A 25655-nucleotide genomic window follows, 5' to 3' on the forward strand; every position below is an offset into this window, starting at 1 on the left:
TCGCCAGGAACCTGCTCAATCCAGCGGGATTTTGGCGGCTTCTTCAAAGACCTGATGCGGGACCTGCTGAATCGCGAGACTGCCGACATCCTCCAGCGGACCGATCAGACGGAACCCGTAGCGATCACAAAATTTCCTCACCATGTCGGGCGGAGCCAGCCGGTCTTCGTCGCCGCTGATCACGGTGACAGGCACTTCCAGTTCGCGGCACCATTTCGACCAGTCACTGGCCGTCAGGATTGCCTGCTGCGCAGTCGATTCGTAGCCGTCTTCAAAGGTGCGCTTCATCGACCGTTGCATCAGGTCCGCGACATCGGCCCGGTTGAGCGTTTTCATGTCGGCATCGCTTTCGCCATAGATGCTGCGGAAATAGGCCATGCTCTTGCCGCGGCGGACCATGGTCGAGATGGCCGCGAAATAAAGCCGCACGAAAGATGGCGCGATCCGGGCCAGGCGCAGCGGCGCGCGGTAGCCCATGGCGAGATGCGAGAAATCATTGTCATCGCCGGCCGGCAAAATCGTACCCGCCATGACCAGTCCGCAAAAACGCTTCGGATGGGACCGGATTGCGGCCATCCCATATGGCGCGGCAACTCGCGCAGAAACGACGGAGCAGCTTGCGATCTCCAGCTGGTCCAGCAGATAGACCAGCCGTTCGACAAATTCGTCAACCACCGCAAGGCCGCTACTCTCCATTTTGCTTCCCGCGTAAAAGGGCAGCCAGGGGGCAATGACCCGCAACCCCTGCTGGGCTGCGGCGTCCTGCTGGCGAGTGGTCAGATAGGCGCCATCGATTGTCGCGTGAAGATAAAGGACCGGCTTCCCGTCCGGATCGCCATAGACTTCAAAGGGCAGATCGCCACCGTCCGGTAAAGTCAGCTTATGGCTTGAACGGGAGGAGGGCAGTTGCTGCTCCAGTGACTCCGCGGTCGCAAACGCACTGCTGAAGCCAGCGTAGAGCGAGATAAGCTCGGTTTGCGAGCCGATGCCCAGTTTGCGGAGAAGGGCTTTGAGCTGGTTTCTCGCCGTCCCAATGGCCCGCTTGCGCTGCGCCGCAAATTCCATAACCGACAGGCCATTGACCAGATGTTCCGCAAGCTGCTCTTCGGTTGCTGTCAGCTCCAGAGACCGCGCAAAGGCATTGCCGATCACATCATTCCATCGCAGGCGCATGACGCGAAAATCCAGTTCGGCATTGCTATCACCGGAAAGCTGGGCCGCAAAGAGCACGCCCCGGTCATCGTCGCGGTCCGTGTACAGACGGACGATCGCGGGTCCAACGCTTCGGTCTTTGAGCAGCTTTTTCACCTGCGCATAAGCTTCGCCATCGACTCCGAACAGCCAGTCGGGGGCGGATCTTCCGCCATTCAGGTCAGCGCTTTTGAAAATCTCCTCGTCGACGTTCAGTACTGTCATCGATGTGCTGAGCGACAGGTGCGGCTGGGCCAGAAGACCGTTTGTTCCTTCAAGATCGCGGGCATAAGTAGAAAAATCATCGCCGACGCTGGGATCGATCTCGGTCAGCAACTCGGTAACATTGGCGAAATGGGGCTGGAGATCCTGTTCATTCTCGGCGCCCGGCTTCTCCAGCAGCGTCAATAATTTCATCAATCGTTCGGGCTCGGCCGCGATGGCATAGGCGTCGCGGATCAGCGGATCGAGAGAATCATTCGGCATCGGTGCAGCCTATAGGAGGTTGCCACCGACGGGAAGTAACTCGGGGTGATTTTGACCTATTTTCGAGTTGGTTAGGAAGTGGGCCATGTTGCACTTCCGGGGGCGCCGATTTGCTCTAATTCCGCTTTTGGTTGTGTCTGCGCCTGTTTTTATCCAATGAGCTATCGATCCGAAACCGAGGAACTGGCGTTTCGAGGTTATCCAGACAGACCGTGCGGCGGGCTATTGTCGCATCATTAGCAATGAGGCAACGGCGCCCGCCACAGTCAGGGAGCACAGATTTTGATCCATCGCCTCACCAATCTCTTTGCCCTGTGGACAATATTGGGGACAGCCTGGGCATGGTTTGTGCCCGATCATTTTCTCTGGGTCGTCGATGGCCGGTTCCGGCCGCTCGGCCAACCGCTGGTCAGCGTCATGCTTGGTCTGGTGATGCTCGGCATGGGACTGACATTGTCGTTCGACGATTTCAGACGCGTTCTCAAAATCCCGCGCTGCGTCGCAACCGGCGTCATATTGCAGTTCACCGTGATGCCTTTCGCGGGCATTTTCCTCGCCACGATATTCGGGCTAGAGACGGGCCTTGCGGTCGGCCTGATCCTGGTGGCCTGTTGCCCAGGCGGCACGGCGTCCAACGTCGTCGCCTATCTCGCCAATGCCAATCTCGCGCTGTCAGTGACGATGACCATGGCCTCGACGTTGATCGCGGTGATTGCCACTCCGCTGCTGACCGGCTGGCTCGCGGGAAAATATGTCGAGATCGACCAGTGGAGCCTGTTCATCAACATGGTTTCGATCGTGCTTTTGCCGGTCATCGCCGGAGTGTTGTTCAACCGCTATTTGCCCAAAGTGACGGAAAAAATCGCGATCATTTCGCCGCTCGTTTCGGTGATCGTCGTCGTGTTGATCGTCGGCGGCATTATCGCCAACAGCAAGGCGCTGATCGAAGCGCATTTCGGTGTGCTGATGCTGGCGATCTTGCTGCTCCACGTCTTCGGTTTCGGGCTGGGCTATCTCATCACCAGGATGATGGGGCTCGGCGTAGCAGAGCAACGAACGATCAGCATCGAAGTCGGCATGCAGGCCAGCGGGCTTGGCTCCAGCCTGGCCTCGACGCCAACCTTTGCTGCCCAGTTCGCCAGTCCGATGCAGTCAGCACTGGCGCCGGTTCCGGCCGCCATATCCGCTGTCTATCATGTGGTTATCGGCAGTTTTCTGGCCGCAATCTGGCGACGCATCGATTGAGGGCAGGTCCTAGAACCAGCGTCGGACATCGGCCTTGTAGGCGAGATATTCGTCGCCGAATTTCTTTGCCAGATAGCGTTCTTCGCGCGCGATTACCTGGGTGCGGATGACGAGGATCGTGACCGGCAGCAAGATGATCGCCCAGCTGCTGCGCAACCACAAGGCAAGGCCGAGATAGGCCAGCGCCATGCCAAGATACATCGGATTGCGGGTATAGCGGTAGATGCCCGAGCTGACGATCTGGTTGCTGTGTTTCCACGGTTCGAGATTATTGCCCAGTTGTCGGAAGCGGCTGGTACCCGCGAACATCACGAAAATACCGGATAGGAGGGCAATGCCGCCGGCTGCCATGATCGTGGGAGATACCGGAATGAAGTCGGGTATCCGGCCGCTCAGCCGGTCGAGCAGCAATCCGGTCAGCAAAAAGCCGAGATAGACAAAGGGCGGTGGAAATCTGACCTGCGCGCTGTCTTCTTCGAGGCGGAAAAGTTTCATCATCAGTTGATGACAATATCGCAAAACCGCCGGGCAGGCAAACGCCGGGTAATGGCTGTTCTGTGCTCCCGACACATGGCGTAAACCGCGCTGTCCGGAGTTTCCGGTCCATTTAATTGCGGAGATTCCGGCCATAATGCTGGCATTCCCGTTCCATCGTCGGCAATAAGCCAGCAAATTTGCGCTCGCCATTATTCTTCAGAAAGCATGATAATATGAAAATCGACAGCAGCACTGTAGCCTTCATTACCGGCGGAGCAGCGGGAATCGGGCTGGGGATCGCCCGGGCTTTTGCCAAGCGCGGAGCGCAGCTGATGCTCGCGGATATCGACCAGTCCGCCCTCGACGTCGCCGCAGAAACGCTTCGTGCCGAAGGCGCCGACGTGGCCACCGTGGTCTGCAATGTCGCGGACGAAGCGCAAATGCGCGCAGCGGCACAGGCGACTATCGACCGATTCGGAAAAGTCCATATCGTCGTCAATAATGCAGGCGTCGCGCTGGGCGGGATGACCGGCGAGATCGATTTGAAAGACTGGCGCTGGATTGTCGACATCAACCTGATGGGCGTGGTGCACGGCGTCGAAATATTCACGCCGCTGATCAAGAGCCACGGCGAGGGTGGCCATTTCATCAATACCGCATCGCTGGCAGGACATATTGCCGGTCCCGGCATGGCCCCCTATCACGCGACGAAATTTGCGGTTGTTGGCTATTCCGAAGCGATGCAGCAGGAACTGGCTCCCGCCGATATCGGCGTCAGTGTGCTCTGCCCGGCATGGGTCAAGACCAATATCCATCGCAGCGGCTTCAACAAGCCGACCGGGGGAGGCGACGAAGCAGATCCGCGATTCAAGGAAATGACCAAGGTCATCGAGGGCGGTATCGATCCCGCCGATCTTGGCGAATGGGCGGCGACTTGTGTCGAAACCAAGCGGCTGTATATTTTCTCCCATCCGGAGTTCGCTGTCGGAATCGATATGCGCTATGCCGCCGTGAAGGCCGATTACGACGCGGTTCCGTTCGGCAAATAACGACAAGATACAGGTGATTATGATGGCTGATTCGAAACCCTGGCTCGTCGACGAGGCTTCATCTGCCGAGCAACGCCACGCTCCGGCAACTATGCGCAACCGCGATGCAATCGTGGAGATATTGCGCGATATCCTGCCGGATACCGGGACCATCCTGGAAATCGCCAGCGGGACCGGGGAACATGCCGTTTATTTCGGCCAGCAATTTGCCGACCTTATCTTTCAGCCCAGCGACCCCGATCCCGAATGTTGCCAGTCGATCGCCGCGTGGACAAAGCGCGAAGCCATGGCCAATATTCTGCCGCCCAAGCAGCTCGACGCGCAGGCGCCCGAGTGGGATGTGCCGCAACCGGCGGCGATTCTGTGCATCAACATGGTTCACATCAGCCCGTGGGAATCCAGCATCGGCCTGATGGACAAGGCCGGCAAGCTGCTTGAACCGGGCGCCCCGCTATATCTCTACGGTCCCTATTTGCGAAAAGATGTGGAAACCGCACAAGGCAATCTCGACTTCGAGCGGAGCCTCAAAAGCCGCGACCTGCGATGGGGACTGCGCAATGTTGAGGATATGGATGCGCTGGCGGCACGCAACGGCTTCGTTCGCGAGAGCCTGATCGAGATGCCAGCCAACAATATTTCTTTGATTTATAGGAAACAGGCCTAAGCCTCTCCTTTTCAAAGGAGGGGTTGGGGTGGTTTCTCTCCGCGGAGAAACGCTCTCTGGTCTTTTGCCTGATTGCCGGCTGGCCGCCATTCACTGAAGCGAGCGATGCTTGCGCATCGCCACCACCCCCACCCCAACCCCTCCTCTAAAGAGGAGGGGCTTAAAATCCTTCTCCGAACCATCCCCCTTGCCATGCCTTAATCGCGCGATTAACAGGGCGTGATAAACATATAGGAGCGGGCTAATGACAGAGACACGGCACTGCATGGGGTCTTCCATCGCCCATTGGGCTGCGGAGACGCCGGACAATATCGCGATTGACGATCCGGACGGTTTGGTCAGCTATGCCGAACTGGACAAGCGGGTCACCGAATATGCCCAGGCCTTTTCCGGCGCAGGCCTTTCCAGGGGTGATCGCATCTGCTGGCTGGGCAAGAATAGCGGTCTCTATTTCACTCTGTTCGCCGCTGCCACTCGCGCCGGTATGGTGATCGCGCCGATCGGCTGGCGTCTCGCCGCGCCGGAAGTTGCCTATGTATTGAAAGACACGCGGGCGCCGCTGCTGATCTGCGAACCGGAATTTGCCGAAACCGCCAAAAAGGCCGTGGAAGAAGCACCGGACACCAGGACCATTATCTGCACCAAGACCGGCACCGATCTGCCGGACCTCGCCGATTTTGTCGCCAGTACAACGCCCGGTGATCTACCCGAATGCGATCCTGCCGAAGGCGTGCTGCAACTTTACACCTCCGGCACCACCGGCAATCCCAAGGGCGCTGTGCTGACCAGCAACAATCTGTTCCAGCTGCGGCCGCTGATCGAGGACAGGCCGGAATTTGCCTGGACCAACCTGAAGCCGGGCGACAGTACGCTGGCGGTCATGCCCTGTGCCCATATCGCCGGTTCCGGTATCGGTCCGATTGCCTTTTACAACGGTGCGACGATGATGGTGATTCCCGAATTCCATCCCGATCATGTGCTCGATTGCATCGACAAGGGGCTGAACCAGTTTTTCCTCGTGCCGACCGCGCTGCAGATGCTCGTCAACTGGCCGCGTGCCAAGGATACCGACTTTTCCAGCGTCCGCGCGGTCACCTACGGCGCCGCGCCGATCCCGCTGGAGCTGCTGCGCCAATGTATCCAGACCATGCCGCAGGCTTTGTTCTGCCAGCAATATGGCATGACCGAAACCACCGGCACCGTCTGCATATTGCCGCCGGAGGATCACGATCCGAATGGCAATGAACGGATGCGCGGCATCGGCATTCCCTTGCCCGGCGTCGAATTGAAGATCGTCGACGAAAAACGGCAGGAAGTCCCGCCCGGAACGATCGGCGAAATCGCCACGCGATCCGGCCTCAACATGCTGCATTATTACGATAATCCGGAGAAGACCGCCGAGACGGTCGACGCCGACGGCTGGCTCTATACCGGCGATGCGGCAGTGATGGACGAGGACGGCTATTTCTACATCAAGGACCGGGTCAAGGACATGATCATCTCGGGCGGCGAGAATGTCTATCCGGCGGAAGTCGAGAATGCGATTTTCGGCCACCCGCAGGTCAACGAAGTCGCGGTCATCGGCATCCCCGATGCCAAATGGGGCGAAGCGGTCAAGGCGGTCGTTTCGCCCAAGCCGGGCGTCACCGAGATCGACACCGACAGCATCATTGCCTGGGCCAAAGAACGCATCGCGGGCTTCAAGGTCCCCAAAACGGTCGACGTGATCGCCGACTTGCCGAGAAATGCCTCGGGCAAGATATTGCGCCGGGAATTGCGCGCGCCTTATTGGGAAGGCAATGATCGCGGAGTGAACTGAGGAGGCGCCTGCAAGCTGGGCGGCAACCAATGCCGGCTTCGGGCGAACGCTCTTGGCCGATCGACGTCATGATTCAATCTTATTCAGGACAATGGAGCGTCGTCAGAAACGACCGGCGCGGAATATATTTATGAAAAACAAAGAACAAATAATAGCAGAGAGTAATCAACACAGCCCCAAGTTCATCCGCTTGATGGGCGGGAAGCTGGTCGATGTCGATACTGAGAAATGCGCCTGTACGTTCGAATTCGATATCGGGACAGACTATTGCCATTCGATAGACATCGTCCAGGGCGGCTTCGTTACCGCCATGCTCGATGCAGCCATGAGCCACGCGATGTTCTTGCACGATCCCGATATTGTCGGCCTGTCCTCGCTGGAAATAAAGACCTCATATCTGGAACCAACCCGGGCTGGAAAGTTGCGGGTTGAAGGCTGGGCGATCAAGCAAGGCTATAAAATCGTCTTCATGGAAGGCCATGTTTACAACGAGGATGGTATTTTGACGGCGACCGCCAGCACGGTCAGCAAAATATCCCGCGCGCCCGCCGGCTGAGCCATTCTGGAGATATCCAATCTACGGCACGGCAATCTCGGCATGGAGGGAATCGCCGTGGATCAGACGAATTCCGTTGACCGCATCAGGTTTCGCGGATCGCTGGCGGCTTCGTTCAGGAGCCAATCGCCAAACCAGCGGATCGCACGCCTGCTGCCCGATGCATTTTTGATCGCGAGAAAATAGCTGTAAGGAGTCTCGGCGCTTTCGCCGAAGGGGCGAACCAGTCCGGATGTTCCGGATTTGAAATTGACCATGTCTTCGAGCACCAGAGCTATCCCCAGACCGTTTTGTGCCGCTGAAACAAGCAACGGGCCATTGTCATAATATTCGATCTTGCTGGAAGGCAGCGTATCGAAACCGACCGTCTTCAGCCAGTTGGGCAAAATCTCCGGCAAGGCCCGGTGGATCAGAAGCGGCTGTTCCAGCAAGGCGCGTTTTAGTCCGGAGCGCGTGTCGACCAGACCCGGTGCGGTGATCGCGAAGGCACGCTGCGGGCGCAGCTCGTGCATTTCAATCTGATGCTCGTTCTTGTTGGCAAACAGGATGATGGCATCAAGGCTCATGCCCAGTTTCGCCATAGGTGAGCCGGAGCTGTCGAGTGTCAGCTCGACTTCGGGATGTTCCGTTCTGAAATGCTGTATTCGCGGCATCAGCCAGGCGGTTGCGAAGGACGGGGGCACGCCCACGGTGATCTTGAATTGTTTTTCCTCGCGCAATTCTTCCAGAAGCAGCCCGAGCTTCTCGAACACAGGCTCGGTACCGACCAGCAGACGCTCCCCGGTCGGGGTGAGCTGAAACTCATGATGGCGCCGTTCGAAAAGCGGCTGGCCGACATAGGTTTCCAGATTCTGGATGCGGCGGCTCAATGCCGACGGGGAAAGATTCAGATCAGCCGCAGCGGCGCGGAGCGTGCCGCTCCGTGCTGTGGCTAGAAAAGCTTCGAGGGCACCGGTCGGGGGAAGCCTGCGCATTGTTACTCCTGATACACGTTACGACAGCATGATCCTTCATCAGGGACCCGATCCCTTGAAGGGGTGAATCCGGATCAGTTCGGCGCTGTGTCGCGACACTAGTCGATTTTATGCTGCAATGCACCAATTTCTTGAAAAAGCCTTGACGTCCGATTTTTTCAATCTTGGGCGATCTCCTCAACTGTCTGAATATACAAGTAAAATTGTAGAACTGCAAAGAATGCAACGGCCCGTGTGCAGGCTGCGATGGTGCTTTTTATGCGGATCGATAATGCTGCAACGCACAAATTCAGAAGGGAATTGCACTATGAACATCATCAAAAAAACCACCATCATCGCTCTCGCAGCGTCAGCCATCGTCACCGCTCCTGCGGTGTCCGCAGAGGAAAAGGCGTCGTTTGAATTCGCCACCCAGGAACTGCAGAGCGAAAGCAGCCGGGAGCGGATGATGGCGCGCCTTGAGAGAAAAGCGCGCTCTTACTGCCGCAGCGGCAACTACTCGGCATTGATTCCGCACCACACTCTGTCCAAGTGCAGCGATGCGATCGAAGCACAGTGGCTGGCGGCCATCGACAGCGTTGAGATGAGCAGTTTCAGCGCCCATGCTGGCACGAAACTGGCTGACGCCCGTCCATAATAACTGCTGCGTACCTTAGCTATTATTTTTGCGCTCGGCTAAATGGTGAAGCAGGCCCTTTCCGTCTCTGGCGGAAAGGGCCTGGCTGCCGATAACATTTCCTAATTCTCTCCCTGAGAGGCCTTCCAGGCGCCCATAGACCCAAGATAGATATCGAGCTTCCCGAATCCGCGACTGGCCAGCCAGCCTGCGGCCACGGTCGCGCGCATGCCGCTGGCGCACATCAATGTATAATGACGCGCCTTGTCGAGCTCTTGCCACCGGTCGTTCAGTTCGCCGACATAGATATGTTGAGAGCCATCGATCGAGACTTCGCTGCGCTCATCGGCATCGCGCACATCGAGCAGGGTCCAGTTGCCGCGACCCTCTTCTAGGCGCTTCCTGACCTTTCCGGTCTCGATCATCGGGATTTGCTCCATGCTTTTCCCTGCTGCCGCCGCCGGAACGACGCCGCTATAGCCCCCAAGGATATTGTCTAGCGCGATCCGGACGAGATGCTCGGTAGCCGCGGCAAGCTGGCTTTCGTCGGAGGCGATCAGCAAAATGCTGTCTTCCTCGCCGACGAACCATCCGGCAAAGGCCGGTATCATGCCAACCGGCAGGTTCATCGAACCGGGGAAATGACCCGAAGCATAAGCCATCGGCTCGCGCACATCGATCCAGTGGGTGGCGGAACAGTCGTCGAGTTCGGACAGGCTCAACATTCTGGGCTTCAGTACCCGTGGTGCGGGATCGCCGCCTTCCAGATTGAGCCTTTCCATCAGCCGGAAATAAGGCGGTTGATAATGGTTCTCATTGACCTTGGTGTCGATAAATTCTTCGCGGCTTTCGATTTGCAGCCGGGGATTGTTTTTCCGTTCGTGCCCGACCGTAGAGAATTCCCGTTCCGCCATTCCCGATCCGCACACCGATCCAGCACCATGGGCGGGATAGATGATCGTCTGATCGCCAAGCGCCAATATTTTCCGCAACGAATCGAACAATAGTCCGGCCACTTCCCGTTTGCGATCAGGATAGAAATCGGTGCGGCCGACATCGCCTACGAACAGGGCATCGCCCGTAAACACGCCGACAGCGCCGTCCGGATATTCCGTGTCATAAAGCGCAAACGCGACATGATCATCTGTGTGGCCTGGGGTTTCGATGACCTCGATAGCGAGCTGCCCGATTTCGAAACGGTCTCCCTCACGGGTGGTTGCCGCATAGACGACGTCTCCCCCTGCATTGGGTCCGTGAAAGACCTCGGCCTCCGTCATGCTTGCAAGAATGGGCGCGCCAGATACCAGATCCTCGTTGCGATGGGTCTCGAAAATATGGCTTATCTCCATACCTTCGGCGCGCGCGGTCTCGAGATAGATGTCACAGTCCCGTCTCGGATCGATGACCGCGGCCTTGCCGCCTGAACCGACCAGATAGGAGAGATGGGACAGTCCGGGCGTCTTGATTTTCCTGAGCAGCATATTTCCTCCTTGCGTCGATCAAATTACACGGAAACCTGGCTCGGGTTCCGTCGAAATGTGGCCGGCAGCAATGTATTTGCTACCAAATCATCCGCTCCGCCACCTGATCAAAACCAGAAACGCATCCCGATCACATAATTGGTAACGCTCGGATCCTCGCCAGCCAGTCGCGCAAAGTCGCGGCTGCCGCCCAGTTTCCATTCCTGCTCGATCCCGACATAGGGCGCGAATTCCGGCACGATCTCGTAACGGAGCCGGAGGCCAAGTTCGATATTGTCGATTCCCGATCCGATATCCAGTTCGGGAATCTCCTGAGCCGAGAGGTTGACCTCGGCGCGCGGTTGCAGGATCAGGCGCTGGGTGATCCGCTGGTCATATTCGGCCTCGACCCGCGCGGTCAGGTCGCCCTTGCTGGACAGGAACGCCGCGGCATCGACTTCGAACATATAGGGCATCAGGCCCTGGATGCCGATCACCGCATGGGTGCGTTCCGGGCCGGTCAGGTCCTGCCGAACACCGGCCTGCAGGTCGAAAAAGGGCGCGATGGCGCGGCTGTAAAGCGCCTGTATTTCGGCCTGCTCGATTGGCTCGCCGAAGCTGCCTTCGCCCTCGCTCTTGAACCAGAATTTATTGATGTCGCCGCCATAATAGCCCTGCACATCCCAGAGATAGCCGTCGTCGCCCGCGCGCGCGCGATATTCCAGCCGGTCACCCTGGAACCAGAATATCTGCATATTGCCATGGTCCCGGTAGAGCGCTTCCCGTGACGCGCGCATCGCCTCGGCTCCCCAGACAGCGTCGGCCGCATTGGGCGGTCCGCTTGTGCTATTCGGTAGCGATACCGGGTCGACCGCAGGCCGGAAATGGCCCATCGCGCCATGGTCCATCTTGCTATGGTCGACTTCCGGCTCCGCTTCCGGCGCAGCAGGCATCTGGTGCGCGCTGTTGTCCATCTGGCTGTGATCTTGCGCCAAGGCCGGTGTAGCGACGATCATCGCCGCAAAACTCGCGGATAACAGCCGCATCACGCCGGTCCCTCAGGAAAAGCGACGCTGACCGTCTGCATCATTCCGGCGTGCATATGGTAGAGCAGGTGGCAGTGGAAGGCCCAGTCGCCCGGCTCGTCGGTGGTCACGTCAAAGGTCGCGCTGCTGCCCGGCTGGACGATCACCGTATGCTTTTTCGGCTGGTGATGGCCCTGGCCGTTGACCAGTTCGAAAAACATGCCGTGCAGATGGATCGGATGCGCCATCATCGTGTCGTTGACCAGCTTCACCCGAACCCGCTCGTTATGGCCGAAGCGGATCGGTTCATCGCCGACCGCGCTGAACTTCTTGCCGTCGAACGACCACATATAGCGCTCCATATTGCCGGTCAGATGCAGTTCCATCTCGCGGTCCGGCGCGCGCTTGTGATGGTCCATCTCGAGCGATTTCAGCAGGCGATAGTTGAGCACCCGGTGCGGCACATCATCGAGGCCGAGACCCGGATAGCCGGTACGGTCCTGCGGGTTCATTGCCACCATGTCGATGCCGGGGCCAGTCTTGACGCTGGCCGGGAGCAGCGATGTATCGCGCATATCCATGCCACCGCTCATATCCATCGCTGTCATGTCATGGCCGCCAGCAGGGGTGTCGGCGGGCATCGCGTGTCCCATGGCCGCATGATCCATCTTGCTGTGGTCCATCGGCTCGGCTGGCTCAGTACCACCGCCACCATGATCCATGCCCCCATGACCCATATCAACCATCGACAGCAAAGGCGGATCGCGCAGGGCAGGGAAGGCGGCCTTGCGCCCCGGCTGAGAGGTCAGCGAAGCCTGCGCCATGCCACTGCGGTCCATGCTTTCCGCTGCGATGGCAAAGGCACCCGCTTCGTTCGGCGTGACGATCACGTCGTAGGTTTCGGCCACCCCGATCTGCAACTCGTCGACCGCGACCGGCTGCACATTCTCGCCATCCGCCTGCACCACCGTCATTGGCAGACCCGGCAAACGCACGTTGAAGAAGGTCATCGCGCTGCCATTGATGATCCGCAGCCGGACCCGCTCGCCCGGGCGATAGGGCAGCTCCAGCCCGTCCTCCGGCCCGTGACCGTTGATCAGATAAGTGTAAGTCGGCGCAGAAACATCGGCGATATCTGTCGGCATCATCCGCATCCGCCCCCACATCCGCCGCTGTTCCGCACTCAATGGATAGTCGTCGCTCGCGCTGGTCTTCTGCATGCTGAAATAGCCCTCGGCCACCTTCAGCTTCTTCATGATCGCATGCGGGTGCATCGGCGTGAATTCGCTCAGCAATATGACATGCTCGCGGTCATATTTCACCGGGTCGGGACCCGCAGGATCGATGATCAGCGGCCCGTAATGGCCGACCTGTTCCTGCAACCCGCTATGGCTGTGCCACCAGTAGGTGCCCGACTGGCGCGGGGTCAGCGGCACATCAAATCGTGCGCCGGGCTTGATTCCGGGAAAGCTGATTCCCGGTACGCCGTCAAACTGGAACGGCAGCAACAGGCCATGCCAGTGCACCGAGCTGTCGACATCCAGCATATTGTGCACCGACAAGGTCACATCCTCGCCCTCATTCAGCCGGATCAGCGGCCCCGGCACCGTGCCGTTGACCGCAATCGCATGGCCCGACCGTCCGCCGGTGGCAAAACTGCCATCGGCAATATGCAGATCGATTTTCGCGCCGGAAAGCTCGTGTATGCCCTTGCCCACGGCAGCCCCGCCATGGCGGCCCATATTGCCCGTGGCCCAGGCGGGCATGGGAAGGGCGGCAGCGCCGGAGAGCGCGGCCAGACTGCTGATCATCCGGCGGCGGGTAAGGGGGAGATTGCTTTTTGTCATGGGAAATTCTATATACCCCCTATAGGTATATGACAAGTGTTGATGGCAGCGGAAATATCGGGGCGGAGTGCGGCCTCGCAACAGGGTGAAGCACAAGCCCTTGCGGAACAACGCGGCGGTTCATGCGTCATTGCAATAGCGGCTTGTGCAAGAAGGAAAGGAGTGCGCGGACGATGTCGAAATATACCAGATTTATCGTGATGATCGCCACCTCGACGCTGGTGATGTTTGGACTCATGTATCTCAACACCTACGCGCTGGATCATGTCCGGTTCAGCGAAACGCGGAGCTGGATGGCGCTCTATATGGGCGGCGCGATGGCCATCGTCATGCTGCTGTTCATGCTCGGCATGTATGACGACAAGCGCAAAAATGCGCTGATCCTGGGCGGTGCCGCGGCTCTCTTTGCCGGCTCGCTCTATCTCGTCCGCTCGCAGGACACGATCTCCGACCTGGCGTGGCAGAATGCGATGATCCCGCATCACAGTATCGCCATCCTGACTAGCGAGCGCGCCCATATTGAAGACAGGCGCGTGCGCGATCTGGCCGACAATATCATCAGGGCCCAGCGCCGCGAAATCAGGGAAATGCAATGGCTGATCCGCGATATCGAGGCAAATGGCAAGGCGACGACCGAGGCCGAAGCGATCGCGCGGCCGGTGCCGGATTTTGAGGGTGAAATATGAACAAGACAGCAAAATTATATCGCATGGTGATGGAGCAGCATATCTGTCCTTATGGGCTGAAATCGAAATATCTGCTGGAACGGCAGGGCTTCACCGTCGAGGATCATCATCTGACCACGCGCGCGGAAACCGACGCGTTCAAGGCCGAACATGATGTGGCCACCACGCCGCAGACCTTCATCGATGGCGAGCGTATCGGCGGCTATGATCAGCTGCGGGTCGCCCTCGGCAAGTACAAGCCGAAGGAAGAGCGCAGCGACACCAGCTACCAGCCGGTCATAGCCCTGTTCACGATGACCTTCCTGATGGCACTCGCCGCAGCATTTGTAGCGACCGGCGCCTGGTTCTCGATCCTGACCGTTGAATGGTTTGTCGCTTTCTCGATGTGCGGTCTCGCCTATCTGAAATTGCGGGATATCGAGAGTTTCTCGACCATGTTCCTCAACTATGACCTGCTCGCGATGCGCTGGGTGCGCTATTCCTATCTCTACCCGTTCGGCGAGGCTCTGGCCGGCGTGCTGATGATCGCCGGCGTGGCGCTATGGCTGGCTATTCCGGTGGCGTTGTTCATCGGCACGATCGGCGCGGTCTCGGTCTTCTACGCCGTCTATATCCAGAAGCGCGAGCTGAAATGCGCTTGCGTCGGCGGCGACAGCAATGTGCCGCTCGGCTTCATCTCGCTCACCGAGAATATTTTCATGATCGGCATGGCGCTGTGGATGAGCTACAAGCTATTTGCTGCCTGATTCCGGCAAGAGGAATGGACCATGACAAAAGAGACGATCAGCGCGAAACTGAACCGGCTGAAGCGCATCGAGGGACAGGTGCGCGGTATCGCGAAAATGGTCGAGGAAGACCGCTATTGCATCGACATATTGCACCAGATGCAGGCGGTTAAGTCCGCCTTTGCCAAAGTTGAGAGCCAGATATTGAAAGACCATGCAGCCTGTTGCGTAAGCGAGGCGATCGCCACGGGAAGCGCGGACGAGCAGAAAGAGAAATTTGAAGAACTGATCGACCTTTTTGAAAAAGTGAAACGGTGATCGATCCGTTCTGCTGCTTTTGCAGCGGACGGCCATTTGAAAGGAAAAGTGATGATCGGAGCCATTGCCAAATCGATGAAGGAAACCAGCGCCGCAGGGCTGTTGCTGGTGTCACTGGCAGCCTGTTCGGCCGCAGCGCAGGCGGCCAGCTATACCATGTATCGTGATGCCGGTTGCGGATGCTGTCTGAAATGGGCGGATCATGCAGCCGAAGGCCTTGATGCCGAGGTGATTGCCGAAAGCGCAGATATGCAGATGGTCAAGGATTTGCACGGTGTTCCCGGCCAACTGCGCGGGTGCCATACGATGATCGTCGAAGGCTATGTCATCGAGGGCCATGTCCCGGCCGAAGCCATCCGCAAATTGCTGCGCGATAAACCGACCGACGTGATCGGACTCGCCGTTCCGGGGATGCCGGTGGGTTCGCCGGGAATGGAGCATCAGGATTTGACAGAGCCCTATCAGGTGATCGCATTCGGTCCCAAGGGCCAGCGCGTCTTTGCCAGCTATAACTGACCGCGATCAGCAGAAGCGACGGATCACAAGCGCGTATGAATGATCTGTCTCCGCTGCAATGGCGTTCAGGCTGCTCTGGTGGACCCGACCCTGCGCTGCATTTCCGGGTTTTTGGAGTGGACGAGATTGTCCAGGTCGATATCCCTGTCAAAATGGACACCGGTTCGATCATCATGTGACCAGCGGGCAACGGCTTTGAATCGATAATCGGGGGATAGTTCGATGGTCAATTCGGTCCCTTCCGGTACGTGCCAAAGGCCGACCAGCATCGCGCCCCGAACACCGATATTTCTGATCTGGACCGTATAGCGGTGATCGTCATGGATCACGACAATCGAACGCAGCATTTTGCGACGGGGCATACGGGTCTTGTTCATGCCCGAAGGAGTGATTGTTCCGAATTCATTGTGTAACAGGGCGACGGCCTCTTTCGCGACCAGGGGTTTGCTGTAAATATAGCCCTGGACGTGGGAGCAGCCGAGCGTCTTGATGAGATCCAGTTCATCATGTGTCTCTGCGCCCTCCGCAATGGTTTCCATATCCAGTGCCTCGGCCAGCGAAACGATCGATTTGATGATCGCGGCGTTTCGTGTGTCCGGCATTGCGGCCCCGCGGACAAAGCTCTGGTCGATTTTGATCTTGTCGAACGGTGCCTTCTTCAAATAGCTGAGCGAGGAATATCCCGTGCCGAAATCATCCAGCGACAGGCGCACGCCGATCGACTTCAGCCGCGAGAACATCCTGTCGGTTTCGTCGCCTTCGATCAGGAAAACGCTCTCGGTAATTTCCAGCTCCAGCCGGTTTGCGGCGAGCCGCGAAGTCGCCAGCGCGTTCACGACGATCGAAGGAAATCCGGGATTTGCAAATTGTGTCGGCGACACATTGACCGCGATTTTGACATTTTGCGGCCAGCTGGAAACCTCTGAACACGCGGTCCGCAATACCCATTCGCCAATGTGCGAAATGAGCCCGGCTTCTTCGGCAATCGGAATGAATGTCGCTGGTGATATGCTGCCGCGAACGGGATGTTCCCAACGCACCAATGCCTCATAGCCGGAAATTTCTTCGTCTACGGTCGAGACTTGCGGTTGATAAACCAGATGCAGCTGGTTTTCGGCCAGAGCCTTTCTCAGGTCCATTTCCAGATTGCGCCGGTCTTCGGCATCGGCATGCATCGATTTGTCATAGAAACTGTGGACCCCGCGACCCGCTTCCTTGGCCGCGTAAAGCGCAAGGTCGGCGTTACGGATCAGCGACTCGCTGGTGATGCCGTGCTCCGGCGCGATCGCGATCCCGATAGAAACTCCAATGGTTACCTGGACATCATCGATCATATAGGGGCGCGAAATCGAGGAGATTACTTTCTCTGCAATCGACGAAAGCCGTTCCCGATCGTAGATTCCGGGGAATAGAACCGTGAATTCGTCACCACCCTGCCGTCCGGCCTGACCCGCAGAACCAACGATCCCCAACAGTCTTTTGCTGACCTGTTTGAGCAATGCGTCTCCGGCCGGGTGACCGAGTGTGTCATTAACCGACTTGAACCGGTCGAGGTCGAGCAGGAACAGCGCCGTGGGACGGGTTGTCCCGGTCGGGCTGACCAGGGTTTTTTCCAATATACCCAGCATCTGGGGACGGTTCGACAGCCCGGTCAGGGAATCGAACTGCGCCAGCTGCCGCACTTTTTCCTGCGACTGGCGCATCGCCGTCAAATCCGTACCGCTTCCGCGAAATCCCAGAAACTGCCCATTGGCTGTAAATATCGGATTGCCGGAAATGGACCACCATCGCTCCTCCTGGAAGATCACGGATCGAACCGAAATTTCCTTGAAGGCTGAGCGGCTCGACAGGTGGAAACCCAGCGTTCTCTCGCCGCTGGGTGAGATGGAATCTTCTTCATAAGGCGCGATCAGCTGCGTGATCGGGAGGCCCATCAAATCCTCGAACGTATTGCCGGCAAGTTTCCGGATTGTGTTGGAAATATAGACGATCCTGCCATGTCTGTCGGTCTCCCAGAACCAGCCCAGCGACGCATTTTCATATTCCGAAAGCAGCAATTTGGCCCGTTTCTCGTCGCCCCTTTTCCTTTCGACCCGCAAATATTCGTCATGGTCGTGACGGATATGCTGCAAGGTCGCAAAAAAAGTGGCAAGCACGAACAGCGACAGTGCGACGGCGAAGGCGGCGAATGGCAGCAATGGAAAGAGCGTAATGGCCACGCCGGAACTGAATGCGAGCGCGACGATCCTTTGCTTGCCGGCGATGATCGTTACAATCATGGTGGTGAGGCACTGATAGACGACGCAATAAGCAGCGAGCAGCGGTGAACTTGCGATATGGGCCGCCGCCATCAGGGTGCCGGCGAAGGATATCGCAGATAGGCAGGCCACAAACAGCATCAATCTCAACTGCCAATGCGATGGCAGCCTGCCGAACCACTTCACTTTTGCCAAAATCCAGACACTCAGATCCGTCAAAACCGTGACACAGGCCAGAGCGACCGCCGTCGAGCTCATTGTCATCAGCCCATCGGTCTCGGCCAGATTGTAAAATAGCAATGCTGCCAATTTGACGATCAGGACCATCGGCCAGAAGCCACACAAGACGCGCAAATCAAGGGTTATCCGATCCGCGATGTCGTCATGCTGCGGTCTGGCGGAAAGTCCCAGATCCGACCAGCCGATCGGTTCTACCGACGCGCTGTCGATATTGGCTATGTTACGGGGTAAATTCATCGGCGGACTGTGGCGTCCAAGGGTTTAAATCTTCTTACCAATTTACCGGTTTGATATGAATATGACGATAGCTGAAAAATTGCCGCAACTTCTGGAATTTGCTGTATTTTATGCCAGAAATGCTGACATCGTAGGTCAGTGGCGGGGCGTCGATTTGGCTCCGCCGCGGGGGCTGCGACCGGATATCTCTGGCCTGCGGGAGTCATTGCCCGAATGCTACCGAACGTTGGGGCTGTTCGTGCCACATATCGGGTTCTTCGATATATTCGAACAGCTCTTCTGCGGTCATCGGTATTCCGAAATAATATCCCTGGACGGACTGGGCTCCCACCCGTTTTGCCATCAGCAGTTCGAGTTCATTCTCGACCCCTTCGAGAAGGCATTCGACATCCAGTGTTCTTGCCATTCCCGCCAGCGAATGGAGAATTTTCTCCGACATCGGATCGGTCAGATTCTCCATGAAGGAGCGATCCACCTTGAGCTTGCTGATCGGCAGGGTGCGCAAATAGCCGAAATTGGAATAGCCGGTACCAAAGTCGTCGAGCGCAATCGGATGACCCAGCGCCGCGAGACGACCGAGGTTGTCGGCGGCTTTCTGAGCGTCCGGCATCATCGCCGATTCGGTGACTTCGAATTCAAGCAGGGTCGGATCGAGGCCGCTATTATGAACCAAATCAATGATTTGATCGATAACCTGATCGGCGATGAGATCATGGCCGGACAGGTTGATCGAGAGAGGGAAGCGCTGGTCCCAGCTCTTGAGCGTGGTGATTGTCTTTTGCAGCACGGTCAAAGTGATATTGGCGATCAGACCACTTTCCTCGGCAACCTTGATAAACCGGTCCGGCCCGGTTGAACCAAGAGTGGGACTGTCCCAGCGGGCAAGGACTTCTGCGCGAACGACCTTGTTTTCGCCCAGATCAAATTGCGGCTGGAACACCAGTTCGATTTCCTTGTCGAAATCCGCCACCCGCAGTGCCTGCTCGATCCGATAGCTTTCCGCTGCATTTTTCGCATGTTCGTCGCAGAAGACAACCACCCGGTTCTTGCCGGTGCGCTTGGCATGCAGCAGGGCGAAATCGGCGTTGCGGATTAGCTGGGTGTCTGTTTCGTCGGCGAGAATCTCGGTGCAGCCGATCGAACCGGACACCTGGATAAGCCGGTCATCTATCCGGTAAATCTCCGCAATCTGCGGGAGCAGTTTCTGACACCAGGCCTCGACCGCATCGACGCCGGCATTGGTGGCAAGAATTATATTGAACTCATCGCCGCCCATGCGGCTGACATGGGCGTTGGTGCCGCAATAATTGCGCAACCGCTCGGCGACTTCCTTGAGCAATGCATCGCCCATAATATGTCCGTAAACATCGTTGACTGTCTTGAAGCCGTCGAGATCAAGCAGAATCAACCAGGCGGCGTGGGATGGATCTCCGCCGTTCTTATATTCTGTATAGGTCTCGAAAAACGCCCGGCGGTTGGGCAATCCCGTCAGACTGTCCGAAAGCGACCTTTGCCGCATGGTCTCACCAAGATTCTGTGCCTGTTTGAGTTCGCGTTCCGCCTCGTGCTTGGCCGCAACTGCCAGGCCGATCGCCCGCCGCAAAAAGAATGTGATCGCAATCGCGCTGAGCGCTGCAGCGAAGGAAATGAACCCGTAGATCGTAAGCTGGTCCGACTCATGCTGGGCAAGTTGGTAAAACAGGCCGCCGAGCGTCGCGGCAATCGAGAGCAGCGCCTGCCGCATGCTGACGCAGGCAAAGGCGAAAATCATTGCCATCATCATGAAGTAGATCAGCTTGGGTTCTGCATATTCGAGCTGCAGCGCCACCAGTACATTGATGATGATCAGCATATTGGTGACGCTGGTCAGGGCCTCGAGCTTGCCGATCGGGAGAGGCTTGCGCAGTGCGTGCCATGCGAAAAGCGTAAACAGGCTGGCCGTTACCGAAGCAGAGACCATGCTCAGCAGATCGGCCCCGCTAAACTCCTGGAAGTGGGTTAGCGTCATGAAAATATAGTAGATTGCCGCGACGCCGAAATAGCCTCTGATTACCGGGCGATAAATTTGCGCGATAGAAGAACGGGCATCGAAGCCGGCTGACGATTCTGCAAAATTTATGAGGCGCCGAAGCAATTGTCATATCCCGATTTTTTTACGATGCACGATAAAATACGGGCCTACACCGGAATAATTAATAAAGAGCAACGGGCTGTAAAGAAACGTGTTTCTTGATGTAATATTGTGTAAAACCCGTCACTCTATATTTTAATGTTTGCGATATCTGATTGCCGTTTCGACAGGATACTTGTTCTATTCTTGAGCCCTGCCAGTCTCTGCCCCTCCGGGACAGAATGTTCCGTACCGGCGGTCGGTTCTGTCGCAGGCGAGTTTTCATTCCGGTTCTCTGAGGCAACGCCCCGTCCAGGCAACCGATAGGGCCGCCGTGCGTTGAGGGGAGGACGAACAGATAATCCCCCCAAACAGAGGCTGAAAAATGAAGATCCTAATGGTACTGACATCGCACGATCAACTTGGCGACACTGGCAAAAAGACCGGTTTCTGGCTCGAGGAATTCGCTGCGCCTTATTATATATTCAAGGACGCCGATGCTGAAATAACGCTGGCTTCGCCCAAGGGTGGCCAGCCCCCGCTGGACCCTTCGAGCGATGCAGACGATGCCCAGACCGACGACACAAGACGTTTCAAGTCGGACGAGGACGCCCAGAAGGCACTCGCCAATACGGCGGTTCTCTCGACCGTTTCGGCAGATGCCTATGACGCGATATTCTATCCTGGCGGTCACGGCCCGCTCTGGGATCTCGCCGAAGACGAGCATAGTATCGCCTTGATCGAGAGCTTTGCTGCAAATGATCGACCAATCGGTGCAGTCTGCCACGCGCCGGCCGTGTTCAAGCATCCCAAGAATGCGGACGGAGAGCCTCTGGTGTCCGGCAAGAAAGTGACCGGCTTCACCAATACGGAAGAGGAAGCCGTCGGGCTGACTGACGTGGTGCCGTTTCTGGTTGAAGACATGCTGATCAACAATGGCGGCCAATACAGCAAGGGTGAGGATTGGGGGTCTTTCGTGCTGGTCGACGGCAAGCTCGTCACCGGCCAGAATCCGGCATCATCGGCTGAAGCCGCACGCAAATTGCTGGGCCTGCTTTAATTCAAAATAGACGGAGTTTATCATGAATATTCTAATCGCCGGGGCAACCGGCAACACCGGGTTACGGCTTGTTGAGCAACTCAAGGCCAAGGGCCATTCGCCAATCGCACTGGTCCGTGAATCCTCGGACACCGGATCGCTGCCGGCAGATGTCGCCATCCGCCACGGCGACCTGACCGACCTCCAGAGCGGGGTCTGCGACGGCTGTGAGGCGGTGGTTTTCGCTGCCGGATCGGGCGGATCCACCGGTCCCGAATTGACCGACAAGGTTGATCGAGATGGTGCCAAGCGGTTGATCGACCTTGCCGCCGACGCCGGTGTCTCGCGGTTCGTAATGCTGAGCAGCGCAGGCGCGGACAATCCCGATCCCGAAAGCGATCTGGCCCATTATCTGCAGGCCAAGCACGAAGCGGACGAGCATCTGAAAGCCTCAGGCCTGAGTTACGCCATTGTCCGTCCGGTCGCCCTGACTGACGACGACGGTGAACGCAAAATGCGCTTCGGCGAGGAGGTTGATCCGGAAGCCAAGGCCGCGCGCGGCGACGTTGCCGCAGTGCTGGCAAACGCGATTGAAGACGACCAATGGACCGGCAAGGCTCTGCTCATGCAGTCGGTTCTCGAGGCGGCTTGATCCGACCGTCACGCAATCCAGCTATCATCAAGCCCGCCGCGAACATGCATTTGCGGCGGGCTGCCCATGCCGGTGGCCAACGCTACCCGGCCAAACAAGGATCACCCCGCACCAGTCTTTGGGTTGCAACCAAAATCATGCGCGCGCGTTCTAGGCACAATGGTGATCCAGCCGTCTAAAGTTCCGGGATGACAATTGTTAGAAACCTCTGCTGACCTCAAGGAAAAGCGCATATTGCTGGTTGAGGATGAATTGTTTCTTGGAATGGATATCAAGGAAACTCTGGAGCGTTCCGGTGCGATTGTTTTCGGGCCCATATTGGATCGTCTGAGCGCCAGCCGTATCGCCGAGTTTCACGATCTTGACGGTGCCATATTAGACCTGAATGTCGGCGGCGGCGACGTGTCGCCGGTTGCCGTCTATCTCCAGCAACAGTCGATCGCGTGCCTGTTCTACACCGGTGATGCCAGTCGGGCCTCGGCAATCGGCCTGGACAAGATCGGACCGGTTTACGAAAAGTCGATGCGCCCGGAACGGCTGGTGCAATGTCTCGTCGAACAGATGCGCAAAGTAGAAACGCAGGATAAAAAGCCGACAAATTGAGCTGGTCGACTCCGGTCTGAACGCTTTATTCCTGTTTGAGGCCGGCTCGTCCAAAGGCGGCGAAATTGGCGTCTAATTGGACGAATTTTCGTTCATTTCGGGCAAAATCGCGATAGGCTGCTCGACCAGCCAAGAAGAGTCTCTTTCTATTGGCGCGTCATTCTGCCGGAAACCAGATACCTTCAAACACCACGCCGCGGACCTCGACCTCGCGCAGCTTGGCCGCGCCGCCGACATAGGGATCGCGGTCCAGCACGGTGAAATCGGCTTTCTTGCCGGTGGCGATGCTGCCGACCATATCATCCAGCCCAATCACCTGCGCCGCCTCGATAGTGATTGCCCGCAGCGCCTTGTCGAGCGAGAGCCGCTCCTTCGGCGCCTTGACATTGCCGTCGAGGGTGATCCGGTTGCTCGCCACCCAGGCGAGATAGAGCGGATCGATCGGCGCCATGTTGAAGTCGCTGTGCAGGCCGAGTGGCACGCCCTTGCGCTCGAGCGAGCCAAGCCGGCTCATCTGCGCGGCGCGGTCGGGGCCCATGCCGGTCTTCGCATAGGCATCGCCGAGGATGCGGATATAATTGGGCTGGGCTGAGACATAGAGGCCCATCTCGCCGATCCGCCGGTTCTGCGCCTCGGTCGAATAGCCGAGATGCTCAATGATTATGTTCTGGCCATTGCGGACGGCGAGCTGCTGGGTAATATCGAGCACCACATCAAGCCCCTTGTCGCCGTTGACATGGGTGTGCAGGTTCCAGCCGGCGTCCCAGAAACGCTCGGTCTGCTTGAGCAGTTCTTCCGGCTCGGTCAGCCATTTGCCTTCGTGACCGTCGCTGTAACCGGGCGGGTTCATCTGCATATATTGGGCAAAAAACGCGCCGTCGGCGAACAGCTTGATCCGGTTGGAGAAGAAGAATTTGGGGCTGTCATATTTGGCTTTCATGTCCTTCAGCCAGACATTGGGATCGCCGGTCACAAGAGGTGCAACGGGGATGGCGAGGATACGCGATGGCGTCGTCGGCTGGTCGTAGAGGCTCTTGAACAAAGCCGACTCCATCTCCGGTCCGCCAAAGCCGCCAAACGCCAGATCGGCGCTCGTGGTGACGCCATTTTCGAGCATCATCTGGCGCATGTCGGCCAGGCCCTGCTGCACCTTGGCCGGCGAGAAGAGATAGGGGCGCAGCATCTCGATGCCGTTGAACAAGGCGGTTTCGTGGATTATGCCGCTGGCATAATCGGCATGGCCGGGATCGATATTGGGCTTGCTGAACGCGGCGGTGAAGGCCGCCTCCTCGCCGATACCGAGCAGGGTCAGCGCCTTGCTGTTGGCGATGATCTCGTGGAAGCTGCGCTGCCAGATCACCACCGGCCGGTCGGGCGCGATCCGGTCGAGCGCGGCGCGGTCCATGTCGCCGTGGAACAGCTTGTGATGGCCCCATGTGATGAACAGGGCGTCTTCGCTCTTCGCCATTTCCTCGCGCAGCCGCTGCTCATATTGTGCCTTGCCGCGCGCCGCCGGATAGGTCTTGCCGGGCAGGTCCCATGGCTCGGGGCTGATAAACGGGATTGGCAGCATCATGATCGTCTGCATCGGATGGACATGCGGCTCGACAAAGCCGGGCATCAGGATTTGCCTGGAAAACTGCCGGTCGACGGTGACAGTGCGATCCCTCGTCCATGCTTCCAATTCTTCCAATGTCTGACCAAGGCCAAGGATGATTCCGTCGGCGGTGGCGACATATCTGGCCTCCGGAAAACCCGGTTCCATCGTGATGATTTTTGCGGCTTTGAAGATAGTGACTTCGGGATAGGGGAGCGTCGCGGGTCCCTCTTCGGCTTGCGCGCCGGTTGCAATAAGCAGCGTCAGCGCGGCCCCGATGGACGATATGAATTTCAGCATGTCTCTCTCCCTATTGCGGGAGTGACTATGCGCTCGGCTCTGCCTTGGCAACCGTCAGCTTGCTCGCCCGGACATGTTCGCGCCAGGCGATGAACAGGCCTGAGCCGATGATGATCGGCGCGCCGAGCCAGATCGAAAGGCCGGGAAATTGGCCGAAGATAACAATGCCGAAAAAAGTCGCCCAGATCAGCGATGTATAATCCATCGGTACGATCGTCGATACCGGCGCATAGCGCAGCGACTGGGTGACGCCGAGCTGGCCGAGCGCGCCAAAGATACCGATGCCGAGCAGATAGGCCCAGGTCTTCGCATCATGTCCGCCGCCATAGATGAAGGCGCAGACGGTCAGCGCGGGGAGGGTGTAGACGGAGAACCAGAAGATCGTGACGACACTGGTTTCGGTGCGACCCAGCATGCGGATCACCATGGTTACCGCCGCCGTGACCAGCGCGCCGCCAAGCGCGACGGCTGCACCAAATGCGGGGATCAGCGATCCGCCCGGCTGAACCACGATCAGCACGCCGACAAAGCCGATCAGGATCGCCGTCCAGCGACGGATACCCACTTTCTCGCGCAAGAAGATAGCGGCAAACAGGGTGGCGAAAATCGGCACGGTGAAACTGATCGTCGTGGCATCGGCCAGCGGCAGCAGTGTCATCGCCCAGAAGTTGAGGCCCATGGCAAATATGCCGAGAGTGGAGCGCAGGATATGGAGCTTGTGTTTGTTCGAGACGATCGAGGGCCAGCCGTGCTGGCTGCGCATGATCAGAAAGCAGATCAGCGGCATGGCGGTCAGCTGTCGGTAGAACAGGCTTTCGGTGACATGCACGCCTTGCTCGCCCGCCAGTTTGACGAATGCGAACATGACGGCAAGCGACAGCATCGCGCCCAGTCGAGTGACGATGCCCGCCATCGGTCGATTCTGCCCCATGGCTCGGTCTTGGCTCATGAAATACGGTTACAAA

General features: G+C 57.9%; 23 protein-coding genes. 13 read left to right on the forward strand and 10 right to left on the reverse strand.

Going from position 1 to position 25655, the window contains the following annotated elements:
- Positions 1-15: 15 nt before the first annotated feature.
- Positions 16-1677: an alpha/beta hydrolase gene (locus tag HUO14_RS01975; RefSeq protein ID WP_176278200.1), complete on the reverse strand. Its 1662-nt coding sequence runs from the start codon at positions 1675-1677 to the stop codon at positions 16-18.
- 282 nt (positions 1678-1959) lie between these two features.
- On the opposite strand from HUO14_RS01975, the gene HUO14_RS01980 reads away from it, so the two are divergent.
- Positions 1960-2922: a bile acid:sodium symporter family protein gene (locus HUO14_RS01980; RefSeq protein WP_176278201.1), complete on the forward strand. Its 963-nt coding sequence runs from the start codon at positions 1960-1962 to the stop codon at positions 2920-2922.
- 9 nt (positions 2923-2931) lie between these two features.
- Here the strand turns inward: HUO14_RS01980 and HUO14_RS01985 are convergent, their stop codons facing one another.
- Complete coding sequence (locus HUO14_RS01985; RefSeq protein WP_176278202.1) at positions 2932-3420, reverse strand: methyltransferase family protein; 489 nt, start codon at positions 3418-3420, stop codon at positions 2932-2934.
- Between the two features lie 212 nt (positions 3421-3632).
- Between HUO14_RS01985 and HUO14_RS01990 the strand changes: the two genes are divergently transcribed.
- The 4 genes from HUO14_RS01990 to HUO14_RS02005 all read left to right on the forward strand — a co-directional run bounded on the left by HUO14_RS01990 (position 3633) and on the right by HUO14_RS02005 (position 7487).
- Positions 3633-4448 (forward strand): SDR family NAD(P)-dependent oxidoreductase, encoded by an 816-nt coding sequence (locus HUO14_RS01990; RefSeq protein ID WP_176278203.1) that lies wholly within the window; start codon positions 3633-3635, stop codon positions 4446-4448.
- Positions 4449-4470: 22 nt separating this feature from the next.
- Entirely contained in the window at positions 4471-5112 is a 642-nt protein-coding gene (locus tag HUO14_RS01995; protein WP_176278204.1) for a DUF938 domain-containing protein, read from the forward strand.
- Between the two features lie 244 nt (positions 5113-5356).
- Positions 5357-6931 (forward strand): long-chain-fatty-acid--CoA ligase, encoded by a 1575-nt coding sequence (locus HUO14_RS02000; protein ID WP_176278205.1) that lies wholly within the window; start codon positions 5357-5359, stop codon positions 6929-6931.
- A gap of 130 nt (positions 6932-7061) precedes the next feature.
- Positions 7062-7487, forward strand: coding sequence for a PaaI family thioesterase (locus HUO14_RS02005; protein ID WP_176278206.1), 426 nt, complete (start codon positions 7062-7064; stop codon positions 7485-7487).
- A 62-nt stretch (positions 7488-7549) separates the two neighbouring features.
- Here HUO14_RS02005 and HUO14_RS02010 read toward each other — a convergent pair whose 3' ends face one another.
- Positions 7550-8461 carry a LysR family transcriptional regulator gene (locus HUO14_RS02010; RefSeq protein ID WP_176278207.1) on the reverse strand — a complete coding sequence of 304 codons (912 nt, stop codon included), beginning with the start codon at positions 8459-8461 and terminating at the stop codon, positions 7550-7552.
- A 307-nt stretch (positions 8462-8768) separates the two neighbouring features.
- On the opposite strand from HUO14_RS02010, the gene HUO14_RS02015 reads away from it, so the two are divergent.
- Positions 8769-9098: a UrcA family protein gene (locus HUO14_RS02015; protein ID WP_176278208.1), complete on the forward strand. Its 330-nt coding sequence runs from the start codon at positions 8769-8771 to the stop codon at positions 9096-9098.
- Between the two features lie 101 nt (positions 9099-9199).
- On the opposite strand, the gene HUO14_RS02020 is transcribed toward HUO14_RS02015, so the two are convergent.
- From HUO14_RS02020 to HUO14_RS02030, 3 genes are all read right to left on the reverse strand, one after another.
- Positions 9200-10558, reverse strand: coding sequence for an MBL fold metallo-hydrolase (locus HUO14_RS02020; RefSeq protein WP_176278209.1), 1359 nt, complete (start codon positions 10556-10558; stop codon positions 9200-9202).
- Between the two features lie 107 nt (positions 10559-10665).
- The gene (locus HUO14_RS02025) at positions 10666-11583 is read right to left on the reverse strand and encodes a copper resistance protein B (RefSeq protein ID WP_176278210.1); all 918 of its coding nucleotides are present in this window, start codon (positions 11581-11583) and stop codon (positions 10666-10668) included.
- On the reverse strand, positions 11583-13409 hold the full coding sequence (locus HUO14_RS02030) for a copper resistance system multicopper oxidase (protein ID WP_176278211.1): 1827 nt from the start codon (positions 13407-13409) through the stop codon (positions 11583-11585). The genes HUO14_RS02025 and HUO14_RS02030 overlap by 1 nt, the downstream gene beginning before the upstream one ends.
- 173 nt (positions 13410-13582) lie before the next feature.
- On the opposite strand from HUO14_RS02030, the gene HUO14_RS02035 reads away from it, so the two are divergent.
- The 4 genes from HUO14_RS02035 to HUO14_RS02050 are packed head-to-tail and all read left to right on the forward strand — an operon-like array spanning position 13583 to position 15654.
- The gene (locus tag HUO14_RS02035) at positions 13583-14095 is read left to right on the forward strand and encodes a DUF305 domain-containing protein (RefSeq protein WP_176278212.1); all 513 of its coding nucleotides are present in this window, start codon (positions 13583-13585) and stop codon (positions 14093-14095) included.
- Positions 14092-14841, forward strand: a complete 750-nt coding sequence (locus HUO14_RS02040; RefSeq protein WP_176278213.1) for a MauE/DoxX family redox-associated membrane protein — start codon at positions 14092-14094, stop codon at positions 14839-14841. Before HUO14_RS02035 ends, HUO14_RS02040 begins: the two co-directional genes overlap by 4 nt.
- 21 nt (positions 14842-14862) lie before the next feature.
- On the forward strand, positions 14863-15138 hold the full coding sequence (locus HUO14_RS02045; protein WP_176278214.1) for a metal-sensitive transcriptional regulator: 276 nt from the start codon (positions 14863-14865) through the stop codon (positions 15136-15138).
- Between the two features lie 51 nt (positions 15139-15189).
- Entirely contained in the window at positions 15190-15654 is a 465-nt protein-coding gene (locus tag HUO14_RS02050; RefSeq protein WP_176278215.1) for a DUF411 domain-containing protein, read from the forward strand.
- Positions 15655-15719: 65 nt separating this feature from the next.
- Here HUO14_RS02050 and HUO14_RS02055 read toward each other — a convergent pair whose 3' ends face one another.
- Both HUO14_RS02055 and HUO14_RS02060 read right to left on the reverse strand, forming a co-directional pair.
- Entirely contained in the window at positions 15720-18389 is a 2670-nt protein-coding gene (locus HUO14_RS02055) for a putative bifunctional diguanylate cyclase/phosphodiesterase (protein ID WP_246255153.1), read from the reverse strand.
- Positions 18390-18591: 202 nt separating this feature from the next.
- Positions 18592-20523, reverse strand: coding sequence for a putative bifunctional diguanylate cyclase/phosphodiesterase (locus HUO14_RS02060; RefSeq protein WP_176278216.1), 1932 nt, complete (start codon positions 20521-20523; stop codon positions 18592-18594).
- A gap of 361 nt (positions 20524-20884) precedes the next feature.
- Between HUO14_RS02060 and HUO14_RS02065 the strand changes: the two genes are divergently transcribed.
- From HUO14_RS02065 to HUO14_RS02075, 3 genes are all read left to right on the forward strand, one after another.
- Complete coding sequence (locus tag HUO14_RS02065; protein ID WP_176278217.1) at positions 20885-21559, forward strand: type 1 glutamine amidotransferase domain-containing protein; 675 nt, start codon at positions 20885-20887, stop codon at positions 21557-21559.
- A 22-nt stretch (positions 21560-21581) separates the two neighbouring features.
- Positions 21582-22190 carry an SDR family oxidoreductase gene (locus HUO14_RS02070; RefSeq protein ID WP_176278218.1) on the forward strand — a complete coding sequence of 203 codons (609 nt, stop codon included), beginning with the start codon at positions 21582-21584 and terminating at the stop codon, positions 22188-22190.
- A 195-nt stretch (positions 22191-22385) separates the two neighbouring features.
- On the forward strand, positions 22386-22793 hold the full coding sequence (locus HUO14_RS02075; RefSeq protein ID WP_176278219.1) for a response regulator: 408 nt from the start codon (positions 22386-22388) through the stop codon (positions 22791-22793).
- 157 nt (positions 22794-22950) lie between these two features.
- On the opposite strand, the gene HUO14_RS02080 is transcribed toward HUO14_RS02075, so the two are convergent.
- Together HUO14_RS02080 and HUO14_RS02085 are read right to left on the reverse strand one after the other, a co-directional pair.
- Positions 22951-24690, reverse strand: a complete 1740-nt coding sequence (locus HUO14_RS02080; RefSeq protein WP_176278220.1) for an amidohydrolase — start codon at positions 24688-24690, stop codon at positions 22951-22953.
- Between the two features lie 25 nt (positions 24691-24715).
- The gene (locus HUO14_RS02085; protein WP_176278221.1) at positions 24716-25621 is read right to left on the reverse strand and encodes a DMT family transporter; all 906 of its coding nucleotides are present in this window, start codon (positions 25619-25621) and stop codon (positions 24716-24718) included.
- Positions 25622-25655: the final 34 nt, after the last annotated feature.

The sequence above is a fragment of the Parasphingorhabdus flavimaris genome (assembly GCF_013371215.1).
Lineage (GTDB): Bacteria > Pseudomonadota > Alphaproteobacteria > Sphingomonadales > Sphingomonadaceae > Parasphingorhabdus > Parasphingorhabdus flavimaris.